Below are 18,015 nucleotides of genomic sequence, written 5' to 3'. Positions count from 1 at the left end.
TGACTGACGGAAAGAACGATGTCAATAGTAAAGTGATTTAAAAATGGAACCATAGAGATGTCGACGCGTGAAAGATCCGGCTGCCCGATCAACCTGTCTCTGGAACTGCTCGGCGACCGCTGGACGCTGCTCATCATCCGCGACCTGGTCTTCGCCGGCAAAAAGCATTTTCGCGAGTTCCTGCAATCCGATGAAGGCATCTCCTCGCGCACGTTGGCCGAGCGGCTGCAGACGCTGCAGGATGAAGGCATCCTCACCCGCAGCGACGATCCCAGCCACGGGCTGAAGGCGATCTACCGGCTGACCGAGGCCGGCATCGACCTCTTGCCGGTGCTGGCCACGCTTGGCGCGTGGGGCAGCAGGCACCGCAAGGCCGACGACAAGCTCGCCCGTATCGCAGAAGAACTGGCGGCCGGGGGCGAGCCGGCGCTGGAACGGATGAAGGCAGCGCTGCGGGCGGAGCATATTGTCTAGGAAGTGGCGCTGCCTCCCTTCTCCCCTGTGGAAAAAGGAGGAGCTTTACGCGCCTCGGTTACCCTCAAAGGGCACCATGCACCAAAGACCCAATTGACAACGATCTCTGTTTGTTCACTATAGGTTCCTATCTATCAGCAATCGCGGATGGGCGGAACAGGATGGAAACGACGGCCACCATCCTGCATGCCGATCTCGACGCCTTCTATGCCTCGGTCGAGCAGTTGCTCGACCCGACATTGCGTGGCAAGCCGATCGCGGTCGGTGGTGGTGTTGTGCTCGCCGCCTCTTACGAAGCGCGCGCTTTTGGGGTGCGCGGCGGCATGCCGGGGCGCAAGGCGCGCGAGCTTTGCCCGCAATTGATCTTCGTCGGCGGCAATTTCAGCCACTACCAGCGGCTGGGCGACGCGGCGATCAAGGTGCTCGACGATTTCACGCCAGTCGTCGAGCGCATCTCCATCGACGAGGCCTTCGCCGATGTCGCCGGCTGCACACACCTGTTCGGCTCTCCCAGGGAGATCGCGACCGTGATCCGCCGCCGGGTGCGCGCCGAACTCGGCCTGCCGATCTCGATCGGCGTGGCGCGCACCAAGCATTTGGCCAAGATCGCCTCGCAGGTTGCCAAGCCCGACGGGCTGGTGGTGGTCGATCCCGGCACCGAACTTGCCTTCCTGCATGATTTGCCGGTCGGCCTGATGTGGGGTGTCGGACCGGCGACCAGGGCGCGGCTGGCCGAGATCGGCGTCGAGACGATCGGCGAGTTGGCCAGGACCCACAGCGGCGCACTGACCCGGCTGCTTGGCCCCGCTGCCGGCGAAAAGCTCGCGGCTCTCTCCTGGAACCGGGATCCGCGCAAGCTGGAGACGAAGCGCCGGGCGCGCTCGGCCGGCGCGCAATCGGCGCTCGGGCAAAAGCCGGCCGTGGCGCGGGTGATCGTGCCGACACTGCTGCATCTGGCCGACCGCGTCGCCAGCCGGCTGCGCGCCAAGAACCGCCCCGGCCGCACGGTGACGGTGCGCGTGCGCTTTGCCGATCTCAGCGCCGTCACGCGCTCGATCACTCTGGAACAGCCGATCTCGGCGACCGCCATGCTGGCCGAGATCGCAGGGGATTTGGTGCGCGGCGTGCTCGCCGAGCATCCCCGGGAGAAAACGATCTCGCTGCTGGCGATCTCGGTCTCGCACCTGGAGGAAAGCGCCGAACTGCAGCTCGACCTGCCGCTCGGCCTCGCCGACGAGAAGCGCCGCCCGGGCAGCCAAAAAGGCCTGGCGCGCTTCGGCGCCGACCGCGCCATCGACAAGATCCGCGAGCGCTTCGGCAAACAGGCGGTCGGCTACGGCACGGTGGCACTGGAAGCGGCTCGCTCGGTGCCCGACGAATTCAGGGAGTTGGCTGAAAAGGAACTGTGAGCGAAGGAGCCTCAGCCCCTCGCCGCTACCTTCCGGGTCCGGAACCAGCTGGCGCGGCGGCGGTCACGGCCGACAGCAATTCGCGCTTCACCAGCACCGGCTTTGATATGTCTTCTTCACGGCAACTTCCCAAGCCCAAGCAGCGTAACATCCGGCAGGGACGGCTTGTCAAGAAGACGCGAAATTGGGTAGTTGGTCAGCGAGGTGACACAGGATTTGCCGGCCGGACGCCCAGTAAGGCGAGTGCTGCCTAGTCTAGCCTACCCTTTCAAGTCCCGCCGATAACCGGTCAGGGTCAATGATGCCACGCTTGAAAAGGCACATGATCTTGATCGCGACCTGTTCGCGCTCGTCCTCTCTGACAATTCGATGCTTGGCGCAGTAGTCGTTGAAAACGTTCGCAAGAGCTTCCAGATCGGCGGAATCCGCCACTCCGTATGGCAACATGCCTGCCTCCCTCATAGGGCGAAAGCACGATAGCCGCCCCCACCCGTCCGCTTGGCTCTACTCGGTGCGGACGACATGGAAAAGATACACCCAGAAAAAGTCAGAAACGAGTCAATTCCATGGGACTGAAGTCTGAGGCTCCGCGAGCGTCTGAATTTTCAAACTGACCCACTACTCGAAATTGGGTGGCGGCTCAGTTTGCGGATCGCGGACATCCTTGCAATGATCGAAGCAATGCATGTCACCCGGAAGTGTCCTAGGTTCCGGGATAACGACAAGCATAAAATCAGAATCTTGTGGCAGGCGAATCCTATTCGCCGCGACATGCTGTAAGGAGCGGAGACGCCTTACGGTTTGGGGTCCTACAAAAAGAGAGTTGCCGTGTGACTGTCCTTGACAAGGCAAAGCGATGGGCGAGGGCCGTCAAGCGCGATGTGGTAGCCCTGTGGCTGGCCGCCCGCGATCCTCGCGTTCCCTGGTACGCCAAAGTTGCCGCCGGCGCGGTCGCCGCCTACGCGCTCAGTCCTATCGATCTGATACCCGATTTCATTCCCGTACTCGGATATTTGGACGACCTGATCATCGTACCACTCGGCATCCTGCTTGCGGTGAAGTTGATCCCCGCCGATTTGATGGCGGAGTTTCGCGCGGAGGCCATTCGCCGATCCAAACCGACCAGCCGCGGCGGTCTCGCATTCATTGTCGGAATTTGGATTCTGATGGCCGCCGCGCTCATCTGGTTATTCTGGCCGGATCGCTCGGCCTAGATTTCATCGCTCGACCGCCCGGACCACAAATGTTGGTGGCCTGTCGAAAGACCCACGTCAAAGCCGCGCGGTGCCGAAAATCCGGTCCCAGAATATCGACGTCACGCCGAAATTGGCGTTGTCGTCGATATGGTGGTGCACCGCGTGGCGGCGCTTGAGCGTATAGAGATAGCTCGCATGGGCCGGATGCCAGTGATGGATCATGTGGTGGACGCTGATGTACCAGAGGTAGCCCAGCATCAACCCGCAGCTCACCGCGCTGGCGGTCGCGAAATCCGAGACCATCCAGACAGGCAGGAACGCCACCAGCGCATGGACGCCGAGGCTGAGCCAGGTGGGCGTGCCCACCGGGCTGCGCTCCTCGACATGGTGGCGGTCGTGCAGGTCCCGGATCCAGGGGACGTGGTGCAGCACGAACCGGTGCAGGACGTATTCGATCAGCGTCCAAAGGCCAAGGCAGATCAGCGCCGTGCCGATCCAATCCGGCGCGCTTTCCTCTCCGGCCTCGATCAGTCCGGCCACGCCCAATATGGCGATCACCAGGGGATAGACCACGAAGTCGCTGTAGTAGCCGATCAGACCCAGCTGCATTCAGACGCCTCACCTGACTTTCGACGCCGCCCCAAAAACGATGCTATCAGATTGCCGGACTCGCGCATGAGGTGCAATGCAGATGCGCCTGACATAGCGTCGCAATTTCCCGGTGCAAGGTCGGCAATGATCAACGCAGGATCGGCCGGCTTCGCACCAGTGCCGCAAACGGACGTGCAAACATGGCAAAACGCAGCGCGGGCCTGCTGATCCATCGCCGCGGCGGTGGTGACATCCAGGTGCTGCTGGTCCATCCCGGCGGCCCGTTCTGGGCGAAGAAGGACGATGGAGCCTGGTCGATCCCGAAGGGCCTTGTCGACGAGGGTGAGGACGAACTGGCAGCGGCACGACGCGAGGCCGAGGAAGAGCTCGGTATAAAGGTCGAAGGCCTCTTCGCGCGCCTTGGCGACTACCGGCAACCGGGCGGCAAGATCGTCATGGCGTGGTCCGTCGAGTCCGACATCGATGTGGCCACTATGAAGAGCAACACCTTCACCATGGAATGGCCGCCGAGGTCCGGAAGGATGAAGGAATTCCCGGAGGTCGACAGAGCCGGCTGGTTCACGTTGGCCGAAGCCGAGGTGAAGATCCTGAAGGGCCAGCGCCCGATGCTGACGGATCTGGCAGGGCAGTTAGGGGCGGCCTGATGCGGTCACGATAAGCTGCCAACCACCCCTAGGAGCGGGAGATTGGCTGTCGTCCTCAAACTTTGTCGCCCCGTCCCAGTGCGCCATCGGCATGCGCGATACGTACCGGCGGAAGTGGCACCGGGCACCGCATCTGCGATGACCGCGCCAGTTACCCTGCCAGTTGCGACACATCGCAAGGCGCTGGGTTGACGTGCACGCCCGCCCACTGCAATCTGCGTTAACCAGCTGTTTACCATGCCGCGGCTGAGATCGGGGGACAGTTTGGAACCGTTCATGGATACGAACCTCCTGAATTGGGACGATCGGGCCGAACTGCACGCGACCGACAGAACCGGCAGCTATCGTATCGAGAACGTGCTGGCTGGTGGATCCAATCTCTATGAGCTGGAAACGCGCGAGATCGGTGACTTCTTCGACAAGGACATCGTCCATCTGCAGTGCCACATCGGGCTCGACACGATCAGCCTCAGGAATCTCGGCGCGGGCAGTGTGACCGGCCTGGACTTTTCACCAAGGGCGATAGCCGCGGCGCGAGTTTTCGCCTCCAAGGCGGGCAGCGACGTTCGCTTCGTGGAAGCGCCACTATACGAGGCTGTCGAAGCGCTCGACCGGACCTATGACATCGTCTACGTTACCTGGGGATCGGTGAACTGGCTTGACGATGTCTTCCGTTGGGCCCGGGTGGTTGCCGATCTTCTGCGTCCCGGCGGCCGGCTCTATATGGCCGAAGGCCATCCCTTGATGTTCCAGTGCAATCGCAAGGCTGCTGCGCTCGAATTGAAGGACGATTGGCGAACGCCTGTAGCGCGACCGCTCGTCTGGAACGAGAAGCGAACCTACACCGGCGATGAGCGCACCTTGAAGCATCCCCGCTATTATGAATGGATTCATCCGATCAGCGACGTGGTGAACGCCTTGATCGCTGCGGGCCTGACGCTTGATTTCCTCAATGAGCACGACACTGTTTCCTGGCAGCACTTTTCATTCGCGGTAAGGGCCGGCAAGGATATGTACGGCCTTCCCGAAAACGCTCCCAAGATTCCGATGGCCTATTCAATCGGGGCAACCAAGCGCGGCGTCGGGACGTATCGGATCGTCAAGAAGAAGCTCGACAGCCATTAGTTTCGCATTTGGCAGGTTCTGGTGTGCGTTCTCCACGCAGCAGCCTCCGAAGGCGGAAAATTTTTAAAGATTGTGAAGGTCAAAATTAAGTTGTTGCGAACTAATATTCCCTTGATGAGGCTCGACCAGAGGGCCTGAGAAGCACAGGGAACATCGCTTTATTGGCTTTTTTCGCCAGTATGATCGCCCGCGTTAAGGCGGGCGTCCTTTCACCGGCAAGGATTCCGGTGGCGATCGCGGTTGTGGTTATTGCCGTTTGCGCGGCGCTCGCCGACCACCAAAACAAGATCGTTTCGGATCAGGTCGCCCGCGCGGACGTCCTGGCCAAGGTTAATGTCGTTCGCGCCAAGCTCGAAGGGAACATCAACGGCAACCTTCAGCTGGCGCGAGGACTGGTCGCGGCAGTCACGACCGAACCCTACATGGGACAGCAACGTTTCACTGAGCTTGCCAGCAGACTGTTCAACGAAGAGTCCCAGCTTCGCAACATTGCCGGCGCGCCCGACCTGGTCATTTCCTTGATGTACCCGATGGCCGGCAACGAGAAGGCTATCGGCCTCGACTACCGCAATAACGACCAGCAGCGTGCGGCGGCGTTGCGTGCGCGCGATGAGCGCAAGCTCATTCTTGCCGGCCCGGTCGATCTGGCGCAGGGAGGGCAGGCCTTCATCGGCCGATTTCCGGTGTTCGTTAAAAGCGCGGGCAACACCGAACGGTTCTGGGGCATCGTTTCCGCAGTCGTCGACGTGCAGCGCCTCTACCAGGCAAGCGGTCTTCTCGACAAGGAGCTCGGGATCGACATAGCCCTCATCGGCAATGACGCCCTTGGCACTAAAGGAATGCGGTTCTTTGGTGACGAACAGGTTGTCAAAAGCGATCCTGTGACAGCCGACGTTCTTTTTCCATCGGGCTCCTGGCAGATCGCTGCGATTCCCAAGGGCGGTTGGCCCGCCACGCCCGCCAACGCCTGGCGGCTCCGGGCGCTCATGGCGGCGGCAGCGGCGCTGATTTTGATCCCCTTCCTCGCGGCGGGCCGCTTGATCAATGAAAGGCAGCGAAACTACTGGGAACTGAATCGGCTGTCGCGACGGCTGGAACTTGCCCTGGAGGCCTCGGCCATTGGCGTTTGGGAACACGACCTCCAAACCAACCATCTTGCTTGGGACGACCGCGTCAACGAGATATATGGCAGGGAGGCTGATGGCGGACCGCGCGGATATTCCGACTGGGCCGGGGCCATTCATCCCGACGATCTGCCTCAGGCGCTTACAGATTTCGAAAGTGCCGTGACCGGGCGAGGCACATATTCATCGGAATACCGGGTTGTTCGTCCAGACGGCGAAATTCGCCATGTCCGGTCCAGGGCGATGTTTTACGAGACCGCGAACAATTCGCCACGAATGGTGGGGGCCGAATGGGACGTGACATCCGATGTAATGCTGAACACCGATCTGGTTCGCGCAAAACAGCTGGCCGAGTCGAAAAATGGGGAACTCGAAGTTGCCAAGGCGCGCACGGAACATGTCGCCATGCACGATGCGCTGACGGATTTGCCCAATCGGCGCTACCTGGACCAGGTACTGTATGATTACGCGGCAAAGGCCAGGCTGAATGGCGGCCATGCCGCACTGCTTCACGTCGATTTGGACCGCTTCAAGCATATCAACGATACGCTCGGTCACGCAGCGGGCGACGCGATGCTGGTGCATGCGGCATCCGTTCTCAAGTCCAACGTCGGCGATCGAGGTTTCGTCGCTCGGGTTGGAGGAGACGAATTCATCGTGCTCTGCACGATAGACGATGACGATGCCCAGGCGGCCGCGCTCGCGGACCGCATTATCGAAGAGATGCGCAGGCCCGTTTATTACCACGGTCACCAGTGCCGTTTTGGCGTCAGCGTCGGAATTGCAATCGACGATGGTACGAGCGCCGATACCAGACAGCTGCTGGTAAATGCCGATATCGCCCTCTACCGGGCCAAGAGACGTGGCCGCAACCGGCATGAATTCTTCAGCGGCGAGTTGCAAAGCGAAATCGTCAACACGAAGAGAATTGCCGACGAAATTCTCGCCGGCCTCGAACGAAATCAATTTATCGTATTCTACCAGCCTCAATTTAGCGCCAGGACGCGGGAGATCGTGGGAGTTGAAGCGCTGGCGCGATGGAATCACCCTGAGAAGGGCATTCTAACACCCGACGTTTTCCTGAAGACCGCTGAAGAACTGAACGTCGTCTCGATAATAGACCAGAAAATCCTCCAGCAATCGCTTTTGGATTTCGAAGCATGGTCCGCGCAGAAGATTGGCGTTCCGCGCATGTCAGTCAACGTTTCGGCACGGCGCCTTCACGATGAGCAACTCATAGCGAGTTTGCGAGATCTCAACATCAGGAAGGGAACGTTCTCCTTTGAGCTCGTCGAATCCATCTTCCTCGACGACAACGATGACCTGGTCACATGGAACGTCGAGCAGATCAAGCAACTCGGCATCGACATCGAAATCGACGATTTCGGCACCGGCTACGCCTCAATCGTCAGTCTGCTCAAATTGCAACCTCGCCGCCTGAAGATAGACCGCCAGTTGGTCGATCCAATTGTGAATTCGCCCCAGCAGAGGCAAGTCGTGTCTTCGATCATCGAAATCGGCAAATCCCTCGGCATCGAGATCATAGCGGAGGGCGTGGAGACGATGGAGCACGCCCGTCTGCTTAAAGCGCTTGGCTGCGACATTCTGCAAGGCTATGCCTTCGGGCAGCCCTTGGATTCCGACGGACTGAGAAGATTCGTTCGATCTCGTCGGTTGTCCGTCGCCGGCTAATTCCGTTCCAAGTCCTAGGCTTGGAGTGACCTCACCCGAACCGTGCCGCCGTCCACGCCCCGCCGGCCGCGTTCGACTCCACCGCGGCGGCGACGAACTTCACGCCGCGCGCGCCATCGATCACGTCGGGCACCTGCGCCGCGCGCGCCGGATCGACCGCGCCTCCCGAGCGGTGGGCGCGGATGATGTCGGCGGCGTCGCGGTAGAAATTGGCGAAGGCCTCGATATAGCCCTCCGGGTGTGCCGCCGGCATGCGCGACACGCGGCGGGATTCAGCCGTCGAGCCATGGCCGCCGCGCACCAGCGTGCGGGTTTCCTCGCCATGGACGGAAAAGCGCAGTTCCTCCGGCCGCGCGCCCGACCATTCGAGCCCGGCTTTGTCGCCATAGATGCGCACGGAGAGGTCGTTGTAGTGGCCGGGCGATGTCTGGCTGGCGAGAATCGTGCCGCGCGCGCCGTCGGTCCAGCGCACCAGCACATGGGCATTGTCGTCCAGCCGGCGTCCGGGCACCGCGGTGAACAGGTCGGCCGACACCGTCTCGGCCTCGCGGCCGGAAATGAAGCTTGCCAGGTTGAAGGCGTGCACGCCGATATCGGCCAGCACCGCTGACTGCCCTGCCCTTGCCGGATCCGTGCGCCACTCCGCCTGCTTCTGGCCGTCGGCGTCGATCGGCTTGGTCAGCCAGTCCTGGATATAGGCGCCATGCACCGATAGGATCCGGCCAAGCTCGCCCGCCATCACCATTTCGCGCGCCTGGCGCACCATGGCGTAGCCGGTGTTGTTGAGCGTGACGACGAAGCGGCGCTTTTTCGCGCGCGCCAGCGCCACCAGGGCTTCGGCGTCACCGAGCGTCGTCGACAGCGGCTTGTCGCAGATCACGTCGATGCCGGCCTCGAGAAAGGCGGTGGCGATCGGCGCGTGCAGATGGTTGGGCGTGACGATGACGACCGCCTCGATGCCATCCGGCCGCGCGGCCTCTGCCTTGGCCATGGCGCGGTAATCGGCATAGCTGCGCTCCGGCGCGATGCCGATCTCGGCGGCCGAGGCGGCGGCGTTGTCCGGGTCGGACGACAGCGCTCCGGCAACCAGCACGATCTGGTCGTCGAGGCGCATGGCCAGCCGGTGCACCGCGCCGATAAAGGCATTGCGGCCGCCGCCGACCATGCCGACCCGCAGACGCTGGCGCGTCGATCCATCCGATGTTGCGTAGACCATGTTTTCTCCTCCTGGCTATCCCGTCGAGTTCTACGGCGCCGCCCTCTGTCCTGCCGGACATCTCCCCCTCTTCGGGGGAGATTTGCAGCGTTGATCGCGGCGCCCTTCCTGCAACGCTCATGGTTGGCGAAAGCATAGGCGACGTCCGATCTCCCCCCTTGAGGGGGAGATGTCCGGCAGGACAGAGGGGGCCTCGTAGAGCGCCCACTTTGAACCGTTTACATCCCTCTCCAAGACATCGCTTCGAACAGGATTTCCAATTTCCATATTGTAAAACGATCGTATCGCGCTAGCCTGAATTCATGAGCGGGGCGAGAAAACCATCCGGACGATCGAGTGCCGAGGAGGCCGCGACGCGCAAGCGCGGGCGTTCCCTGGCGGCGCTTGGCTATATACAGCCGCGAAACTATGAGGAGCTGCGCGCCGTGCTGTCTTCCGGCACGGTGCATTTTCCCAAGCGCCTGCGCCAGGTGGCGATCTTCCTGTGGCAGCATCCGAGCGAGGTGGCGTTCGGCACCATCGCCCAGGTGGCGGCGCAGGCCGGCGTGCAGCCCTCGACGCTGGTGCGCTTTGCCCAGATCTTCGGTTATTCCGGCTTTTCCGATTTCCAGGGTCTGTTCAAGGACCACATCAAGGGATCCTGGCCGGAAGGACGCGGCGAGCAGCGCGCCGAGACCGAGCCAAACGCTGCCCTGCATTTCCTGCACGGCATGGTCGCCGCCTCGCAGGCCTCGCTCGGCCGCATCGAAAGCGGCTTCGATGTCGAAAGCTTCGAGAAGATGGTGGGAACGCTGGCACAAGCGGACCTGATCTACGTCATCGGCTCCAAGCGCGCCTTCTCCGTCACCACCTACCTGTCGTTGACGCTTTCGCAGCAAGGCGTACGCAATGTGCTGCTCGACAATGTCGGCTCCACCGCGCTCGACCAGGTCGGCTGCATCGGCAGGCAGGATGCGGTGCTGGCGGTGTCCTTCAGCCCCTACAATTCGATCACGCCCGACCTCGTCGCGGTGGCGCACGAACGCGGCGCCCGCATCGTCACCATCACCGACAGCACCTTCTCGCCGCTGATCCGGCTCTCGGACAGCTGGCTGGAGGTGGTGGAATCCGACTTCGCCGGTTTCCGCTCGCTGGCGGCATCGCTGGCGGTCGGCATGGCGCTGGTCCAAGGCGTCGCCGCGCGCCGCGGCACATGAGGCGCTGCTGGCACAATTGACTACCGGGAATTATCGTTCCATATTTCAAAAAATAGAAACTTTGTTCCGGGAGGAGGAATGGAGACCAGGCTCGACGGCAAGGTGATATTGGTCACCGGGTCGACGCAAGGCATCGGCCGCGCCATTGCCGAGACGCTGGCGCGTTCCGGCGCTGCTGGCCTGCTGATCACGGGGCGCGACAGCAAGCGCGGCAATGCCGTGGCGGCGGAGCTTTCGCGATTGGGTACGCCGACGCTCTTCGTCGCCGCCGACCTGGAGGATCCGGCAACCCCCGCCGCTCTGGCGCAGGCCTGCATCGACCACTTCGGCCGCATCGACGGCCTGGTCAACGCCGCCGGTCTGACCGACCGCGCCTCCTTTCTCGACGCGTCGTTGGACGACTGGGCGGCGCTGTTCGCGGTCAATGCGCGCGCACCCTTCTTCCTGATGCAGGCGGCGATCGGCGACATGAAGAAGCGCGGCCAAAGCGGGGCGATCGTCAACATCCTGTCGATCAACGCCCATTGCGGCTCGCCGGAGCTTGCCGTCTATTCCGCCACCAAGGGCGCGCTGGCGACGCTGACCAAGAATGCCGCCAATGCCCACCGCTTCGACCGCATCCGCGTCAACGGCATCAATGTCGGCTGGACCGACACGCCGGCCGAACGCATCATGCAGGCCGAGACGCTGGGCAACGGCCCGGGCTGGCTCGACGCCGCCAATGCCGCGCAGCCCTTTGGCCGGCTACTCAGGCCCGACGATATCGCCAACCTCGCCGTATTCCTGCTTTCCGACGCAGCCGGGCCGATGACCGGTGCGGTGATCGACCAGGAGCAGTCGGTGATCGGGGCGAACCGGTGAACGCCGCTTCGGCATCGCTGGAAACGCTCGGACCGGCCTTGCTTGGCCGGCTTCCGGCCATTGTCCAGACACCGGCCTATGACCGGGCGTCGCTGTCACCCGGCATGGCGCATCTTGGCGTCGGCGCCTTCCACCGCTGCCATCAAGCCGAATACACCGACGACCTCTTGTCGTTGCAATTCGACCGCTGGGGCATTGTCGGCATCAACATCCGCCCGCCCACCCTCGCCGACACGCTCGGCCGGCAACGCGGCCTCTACACCAGGCTGATCCGCGAGAACGACCATGTCGAGGCGCGTATCATCGGCAGCATCGTGAAGGTGATCGACAGCCAGGACAGCGCCGCACCGGCGCTCACCGCGCTCGCCTCGCCCGACATCGAACTGGTGACGATGACGGTGACGGAAAAAGGCTATTGCCACATCCCGTCGAGCGGTGAACTCGACCTCGGCCATCCCGACATCGTCCATGACCTCGCCAACCCGGACACACCGCGCAGCGTGCCCGGCATCCTCACACGGGCGCTGGAGATGCGCCGGGCCACGCATGGCCGGAAGCTGACACTGCTCTCCTGCGACAACATTCCGACCAACGGCGTCATCCTGGAAAATGTGGTGCGGAGCTTTGCCGAGCGGCGCGGCAATGGTCTGACCGACTGGGTCGCCGCCAACGCCACCTTCCCTTCAGCCATGGTCGACCGCATAGCGCCGGCGGTGACGCAGGACGACCTCGATAGCGTCGAACAGTGGTTCGGCTACCGCGATGCCGCCGTCGCCGTCGGCGAACCGTTTCGGCAATGGGTGATCGAGAAAAAGTTCGCCGGCCGCGTGCCCCGCTGGGACCTGGCCGGCGCGACTTTCGTCGACGATGTCACGCCCTTCGAGCATCTCAAGATGCGGGTGCTGAACGGCGCGCAGACGACGCTCGCCACGCTCGGCGTACTGGCAGGGCTGGAACACACATTCGATGCCATCGCCGACCCGCTGCTGTCGGTCTTCGTCAGGCGCATGCTGGTCGAGGAAACGCTGCCGACGCTGATGCCAGTGCCTGGCATGGAGCCGCTGGCTTATGTCGACCAGAGCCTCGGCCGCTTGCGCAACACCGCCATCCGCCACCGCAACCACCAGATCGCCACCGATGGCTCGCAGAAGATCATCCAGCGCCTGCTCAACCCGATCCGCGACCGGCTGAACCAGGGGGCCAGCATCGGCCTTTTGTCAGTGCCGGTCGCCGGCTGGATGGCCTATCTGATCCTGGCCTCGGCCCGCTTCGGCAAACGCTGGCCGGTGTCGGATCCCTATGCCGGCAAGGTCGCGGCAATAGCCGACGCGACGGGCAACGATGCGCCGGCTCTGGCTTCCGCCATCCTGGCCATCGACACGATTTTCGATCCCGACCTTGCCGCAAACGAGACGTTCCGGCAGGCCGCGGCTTCGGCGCTTGGCGAACTGCTGTCGGACGATCCGATGGCGGCAGTCCGTCACAGTCTCGAACAAGACGAGGTCGCGAGGTTGAAGCGATCCAAACAATCGGCATTATAGGCAGCGATCGCGGGTTCGCGGTCAGGGGAGGCATGATGAAACTTGGACTGCTCACCGCACCGTTCGCGGAGACGCCGCTTGGCGAGGTCGCCGGCTGGGCAAGCTCCGTCGGCTTCGAGGCCTTGGAAATCGCCTGCTGGCCGAAAACCTCCGGCGCGACCCGCCGCTATGCCGGCACCAGCCACATCGACGCTGCCGGCACGTCGGCCTCGCAGGCAAAAGAGATTGCCGCCGCGCTGGCGGAAAAGAACATGTCCATCTCCGGCCTCGGCTATTATCCCAACCCGCTGCATCCCGATACCGCGCACCGCGAGGCGGTCATCGGCCACCTCAAAAAGGTCATCGTGCTGGCCGCCAACATGGGTGTCCCAGTGGTCAACACCTTCTGCGGCGGCGATGCGTCCAAGACCGTCGACGTCAACTGGCAGGACGCGCTGAAAGTCTGGCCTGAAATCGTCGCCCATGCGCGCGACCACGGGGTAAAACTCGCCTTCGAGAACTGCCCGATGATCTTCAGCTATGACGAATGGCCGGGCGGGCACAACATCGCCTACTCGCCGCAGGTCTGGCGCCGCATCCTGGAGAGCTGGGGCGGCGATGTCGGCATGAATTTCGATCCGTCGCACCTGGTCTGGCAGATGATCGACCAGGCCCGCTTCATCAGGGAATTCGGCCCCTACATGCTGCATGTCCACGCCAAGGACCTGATGATTGATCATGATGGTTTGTACGAGCGCGGAATTTTGTCAGCCGGCATAGGCTGGCAGGTGCCGCGCATGCCGGGGCTGGGCGATGTCGACTGGAGCGGCTTCTTCTCCGGCCTCTATCGCGCCGGCTATGACGGATCGGTCATCATCGAACACGAGGACAGGCGATTTGAAGGCAGCGACGATCAGGTCAAGCGGGGCTTTCTGCTCGCCCGCGACGTGCTGCGTCCCTTTGTCAAGTGACGGGCATAGCGGGCCACTTGACTCTGTTTGTGAGTGGCGCGGCTTAACGGATTAAAACTGAACTGAAAAACAAATGTGGAGGAAGACTGAAATGAAGAAATATCTGACCATCGTCCCGCTGCTTGCCAGCGCGGCCCTGCTGGCCTCGGTGGGTGTGTCGTCCGCCGCCGGCAAATACACGATCGGCATTTCCAACACCGTGCAGGGCAATGGCTGGCGCGAAGAGATGGTGTGCGCCATGAAGGCGCAGGCGCTCGCCTCCGGCGAAGTGACCAAGCTCAACATCGCCCACCGCAACACCGATGCCGCCGGCCAGCTCGAGGACATCCGCAACCTGATCAGCGCCAAGGTCGACGCCATCGTCGTCAACCCCGCCGATCCGGCCGGCATCAAGGCGGGCCTGGAAGAAGCCACCAAGGCCGGCATTGTCGTCGTCGCCGTCGACCAGGCGGTCACCGAACCGTCGGCCTACATCATTTCCAATAACCAGGAACAATATGCCTATCTCGGCGCCAAATGGCTGTTCGGACAGATGGGCGGCAAGGGCGAGGTGTTTTATATGCGCGGCGCAGCCGGTGCGTCCGCCGATAGCGATCGCGACAAAGGCTTCAAGAAGGCGCTGGCCGAATTCCCCGACGTGAAGGTCGCGCAGGAAGTCTTCACCGGCTGGCAGCAGGACCAGGCCAAGCAGCAGATGCTGTCGTTCCTCGCGACGGGCACGCCGTTCAACGGCGTCTGGACCTCCGGCATCGACAACGTCATCGTCGACGCGCTGGTCGAATCGCAGGCGCCGCTGGTGCCCATCGTCGGCGCCGACAATGCCGGTTTCGTCGGCCAGCTGAGCTCGGTCAAGGGCCTCGTCGGCGCTGCCGTCACCAACCCCGGCTCGATCGGCGGTGCGGGTGTAACGCTCGCCCTGCAGATCCTCGACGGCAAGAAGCCGGCCCAGCAGACCGTGCTGGTCGACCCGCAGCTGTGGGACAACGCCACCGACGAAGGCAAGGCCAAGCTGAAGGCCGCCGCCGACCCGTCCCTCAGCCCGGAATGGCCGGTCTCGATCTCGATCCCGGACTGGACGACTTACACCAAGGACCAGATCGTCGCCTGCAAGGGCCCGGGGGAGTAAGCAGCGGTTTGAATTACGTGACGAGGACGGCGGGTCGCCTCCTCGTCATGCGAAGGTCAGGGTTCTACGTCGCCCCCCTCTGTCCGGCAGGACAGAGGGGGGCTCGTAGAGTGCCAACCTGTCAAAAGCAATTGAGCTCCTTCAAACATCTGAACAGCTTCACCGAGAACCACACGATTTGTCCAATCTCCTCCTCGACGCCACGGGCGTCGCCAAGAATTACGGCGCGGTTGCCGCCTTGCGTAACGCGTCGCTCTCCGTCCTGCCGGGCGAGGTGCACGCCTTGATGGGCGCCAATGGCGCCGGCAAGTCGACGCTGGTGAAGATCCTGACCGGCGCCATATCAGCCAATGCGGGCCGCATCCTGATCCGTGGCGAGGCGCGCGACATACGCTCGCCCGCCGCCGCGCGGCGCGCCGGGCTTTTGCCTGTCTACCAGGAGCCGTCGCTGATCCCCGATCTCGACGTGCTGTCCAATCTGCGGCTGACCGGCACGCCGGTCGAGCCGTTCCGCGCCTGGGTGCGCGAGCTCGGCATTCCTGACCTCGACCTGCGCGACACCGCGCGTGACATTCCGCTGGCCGTACTGCGCGTGCTCGACCTCGCCCGTGCGCTGGCCGTCGAGCCCGACGTGCTGCTGCTCGACGAGATGACGGCGGCACTGCCCGCCAACCTTGCCGAAAAAGTGCTGGAGGTGGTGCGCCGCCAGGGCGACGCCGGCCGCGCCGTGATCTTCATCTCGCACCGCTTTGTCGAAATCGCCGCACTATGCGACCGCGCCACGGTGCTGCGCGACGGCGCAACCGTCGGCGTCGTCGACATCGTGCCGGGCGTGGAAGAAAAGATCGTCGAGCTGATGCTCGGCACCCGCATCGTCAAGACCCATGTCGCCGGCCGCAGCGCCAGCGAGAAGGCCCGCCCCCCTGCCCGCCCGCGCATCGCCGTACGCAACCTGCGCGTCGGCACCAAGCTCAGCGACGTCTCCTTCGACCTCGGGGATGGCGAGGTCGCCGGCGTGGTGGCGCTGGAAGGCCAGGGCCAGGACGAGCTGTTCGCCGCCCTTGCCGGCTCGATCAAGCCATCGGGCGGCACCATCGAGGTCGACGGCAGCCCAGTGAAATTCGCCCACCCGATCGACGCCATCCGATCGGGGATCGCCTATGTACCGGGCGACCGGTCCGAGGCGCTCGCCATGCAGCGCTCGGTGCGCGAGAACATTGCGCTCCCCTTCAGCGCCGCCCTGCGCAACTGGGGACCTATTGCCATGCGCAAGGAGCGCGCCACGGTGGCGAGCGCCATCCAGCGCCTGCAGATCGACACTCGCGCTCAGGGCGAGGTGCAACGCCTCTCCGGCGGCAACCAGCAGAAGGTGACCATCGCCCGCTGGATCGCGGCGGATGCCCGCACCATCCTGTGCTTCGACCCGACACGCGGCATCGATGTCGGCACCAAGCAGGAGATCTATAAGCTGCTGCGCGAGCTCGCCGGCAATGGCAAGTCGGTGCTGTTCTACACCTCCGAACTCGAAGAGGTACAGCGCGTCTGCGACCGCGTCATCGTCATCTTCGGGGGCCACCTCGTCGACATTTTCCCTGTCGAGGAAGCGGATGAACCGGCACTGATGCGCGCCGCCTACGGCCTGCCGCGCGGCGCCAAGGCCGATATCGGCATTTTGGCCGATCCCACCGCCAACACCTCCGATGCGCCGGGGGCGACGCCATGAGCCATTTGCTGCGTCGCCAGGGCTGGGTAACAGGCCTGTTTGCCCTGCTGATCGTTCTGTTCATCGCGACAAAACTGATCCAGCCCGGCTATGGCAGCGGCGATTTCGGCTCGCTGGCGCGGGCCGTGCTACCCTACGCCTTTGCCGTCGCCGCGCAGACCGTTGTCGTCATCGCCGGCGGCATCGACCTCTCGGTCGCCGCCATGATGGCGCTGACCAGCGTCACCGCCGCCTCGATGATGAACGGCGCCTCGGAGGAATACGCCCTGTTCGTGGTGCCTTTCGTGCTCGCCATGGGTTTTGTGCTGGGCGCGCTCAACGGGCTGCTCATCGTCGTCACCCGTGTGCCCGACATCGTGGTGACGCTGGCCATGCTGTTCGTGCTGCAGGGCGCTGCCCTTCTGGTGCTCGGCGCGCCGGGCGGCGCGGCCGCCGAATGGCTGAAGGCGCTGATCTCGGGCACCGTGCCGATACCGGGCTTGCCCGATACCATCGACGCCTGGCTGCCCAAGGCGCTGCTGGTGCTGGTCGTCTGCCTCTGCGTGATCTGGATACCGCTGCGGCGTTCCCGCCTCGGCCTGTCCATCTACGCCATCGGATCGAGCGAGCTGGCGGCGTTCCGCAGCGGCGTGCCGGTCGCCCGCACAAGAGTCATCGCCTATGCGTTGTCGGGCCTGTTCGCGGCCATGGGCGGGCTGGCGCTGACCATGAGCACCGGCATCGGCGCGCCCATCCCCGGCCCCTATCTGCTCGCCAGCGTCGCCGCGGTCGTGCTGGGCGGCGTGGCGCTCGGCGGCGGCAAGGGCGGCCTGCTCGGCCCCATCGTCGCCGTCTTCGTGCTGCGCCTGGTGCGCACCGATCTCACCTTGCTCGCCATCGACCCCAACGTCACCGCCATCATCGAAGGCCTGATCATGGTCGCCGTGGTGATGTTCGGCGCGTTTATTACGATGAGGGAGCGGCAATGATGAGTGGACATGAATTGACGCGCAGCGCTCTACGGCGCCCCCCTCTGTCCTGCCGGACATCTCCCCCTCAAGGGGGGAGATTGGCGGCTTTGGCGCCTCGCTCATTCTTGCAACGCCGACTATTGGCGAAAGCCGTCACGACATCCAATCTCCCCACT

At 63.4% G+C, this 18,015-nt stretch carries 16 protein-coding genes; 13 read left to right on the top strand and 3 right to left on the bottom strand.

The window, feature by feature from the left end; all coding sequences use genetic code 11:
• Nucleotides 1-57: 57 nt before the first annotated feature.
• Entirely contained in the window at nt 58-474 is a 417-nt protein-coding gene (locus tag FJ941_RS24060) for a helix-turn-helix domain-containing protein (RefSeq protein ID WP_140509513.1), read from the top strand.
• 161 nt (nt 475-635) lie between these two features.
• Complete coding sequence (gene dinB, locus FJ941_RS24055) at nt 636-1,883, top strand: DNA polymerase IV (RefSeq protein ID WP_140509511.1); 1,248 nt, start codon at nt 636-638, stop codon at nt 1,881-1,883.
• Nucleotides 1,884-2,138: 255 nt separating this feature from the next.
• On the opposite strand, the gene FJ941_RS24050 is transcribed toward dinB, so the two are convergent.
• Entirely contained in the window at nt 2,139-2,330 is a 192-nt protein-coding gene (locus FJ941_RS24050) for a hypothetical protein (protein ID WP_140509509.1), read from the bottom strand.
• Nucleotides 2,331-2,713: 383 nt separating this feature from the next.
• Between FJ941_RS24050 and FJ941_RS24045 the strand changes: the two genes are divergently transcribed.
• Nucleotides 2,714-3,097 (top strand): YkvA family protein, encoded by a 384-nt coding sequence (locus FJ941_RS24045; protein ID WP_140509507.1) that lies wholly within the window; start codon nt 2,714-2,716, stop codon nt 3,095-3,097.
• A 57-nt stretch (nt 3,098-3,154) separates the two neighbouring features.
• Here the strand turns inward: FJ941_RS24045 and FJ941_RS24040 are convergent, their stop codons facing one another.
• Complete coding sequence (locus FJ941_RS24040; protein ID WP_027141435.1) at nt 3,155-3,688, bottom strand: sterol desaturase family protein; 534 nt, start codon at nt 3,686-3,688, stop codon at nt 3,155-3,157.
• Nucleotides 3,689-3,870: 182 nt separating this feature from the next.
• On the opposite strand from FJ941_RS24040, the gene FJ941_RS24035 reads away from it, so the two are divergent.
• The 3 genes from FJ941_RS24035 to FJ941_RS24025 all read left to right on the top strand — a co-directional run bounded on the left by FJ941_RS24035 (nt 3,871) and on the right by FJ941_RS24025 (nt 8,276).
• Complete coding sequence (locus FJ941_RS24035) at nt 3,871-4,335, top strand: NUDIX domain-containing protein (RefSeq protein WP_140509505.1); 465 nt, start codon at nt 3,871-3,873, stop codon at nt 4,333-4,335.
• Nucleotides 4,336-4,611: 276 nt separating this feature from the next.
• Nucleotides 4,612-5,460, top strand: a complete 849-nt coding sequence (locus FJ941_RS24030; RefSeq protein ID WP_246673969.1) for a class I SAM-dependent methyltransferase — start codon at nt 4,612-4,614, stop codon at nt 5,458-5,460.
• A gap of 179 nt (nt 5,461-5,639) precedes the next feature.
• A complete protein-coding gene (locus tag FJ941_RS24025) occupies nt 5,640-8,276 on the top strand; it encodes an EAL domain-containing protein (protein WP_181169938.1) in 2,637 nt (878 codons plus the stop codon).
• Nucleotides 8,277-8,307: 31 nt separating this feature from the next.
• On the opposite strand, the gene FJ941_RS24020 is transcribed toward FJ941_RS24025, so the two are convergent.
• Nucleotides 8,308-9,492, bottom strand: a complete 1,185-nt coding sequence (locus tag FJ941_RS24020) for a Gfo/Idh/MocA family oxidoreductase (RefSeq protein ID WP_140509501.1) — start codon at nt 9,490-9,492, stop codon at nt 8,308-8,310.
• 302 nt (nt 9,493-9,794) lie between these two features.
• On the opposite strand from FJ941_RS24020, the gene FJ941_RS24010 reads away from it, so the two are divergent.
• The 7 genes from FJ941_RS24010 (at nt 9,795) to FJ941_RS23980 (ending at nt 17,857) form a co-directional block, all read left to right on the top strand.
• Entirely contained in the window at nt 9,795-10,688 is an 894-nt protein-coding gene (locus FJ941_RS24010) for a MurR/RpiR family transcriptional regulator (protein ID WP_140509499.1), read from the top strand.
• Between the two features lie 78 nt (nt 10,689-10,766).
• Entirely contained in the window at nt 10,767-11,549 is a 783-nt protein-coding gene (locus FJ941_RS24005; protein ID WP_140509497.1) for an SDR family oxidoreductase, read from the top strand.
• Nucleotides 11,546-13,090 carry a mannitol dehydrogenase family protein gene (locus tag FJ941_RS24000; protein ID WP_140509495.1) on the top strand — a complete coding sequence of 515 codons (1,545 nt, stop codon included), beginning with the start codon at nt 11,546-11,548 and terminating at the stop codon, nt 13,088-13,090. The genes FJ941_RS24005 and FJ941_RS24000 overlap by 4 nt, the downstream gene beginning before the upstream one ends.
• 35 nt (nt 13,091-13,125) lie before the next feature.
• A complete protein-coding gene (locus FJ941_RS23995) occupies nt 13,126-14,040 on the top strand; it encodes a sugar phosphate isomerase/epimerase (RefSeq protein ID WP_140509493.1) in 915 nt (304 codons plus the stop codon).
• A 91-nt stretch (nt 14,041-14,131) separates the two neighbouring features.
• Nucleotides 14,132-15,166 (top strand): ABC transporter substrate-binding protein, encoded by a 1,035-nt coding sequence (locus FJ941_RS23990; RefSeq protein WP_140509491.1) that lies wholly within the window; start codon nt 14,132-14,134, stop codon nt 15,164-15,166.
• Nucleotides 15,167-15,344: 178 nt separating this feature from the next.
• Nucleotides 15,345-16,889, top strand: a complete 1,545-nt coding sequence (locus FJ941_RS23985; protein ID WP_140509489.1) for a sugar ABC transporter ATP-binding protein — start codon at nt 15,345-15,347, stop codon at nt 16,887-16,889.
• A complete protein-coding gene (locus FJ941_RS23980) occupies nt 16,886-17,857 on the top strand; it encodes an ABC transporter permease (protein ID WP_140509487.1) in 972 nt (323 codons plus the stop codon). Before FJ941_RS23985 ends, FJ941_RS23980 begins: the two co-directional genes overlap by 4 nt.
• Nucleotides 17,858-18,015 lie beyond the last annotated feature (158 nt).

It is taken from the genome of Mesorhizobium sp. B2-3-13 (assembly GCF_006442195.1).
GTDB classification, from domain to species: domain Bacteria; phylum Pseudomonadota; class Alphaproteobacteria; order Rhizobiales; family Rhizobiaceae; genus Mesorhizobium; species Mesorhizobium salmacidum.
The sequence above is the reverse complement of the archived record's forward strand: the minus strand, read 5'-3'. Positions and strand labels throughout refer to the sequence as shown.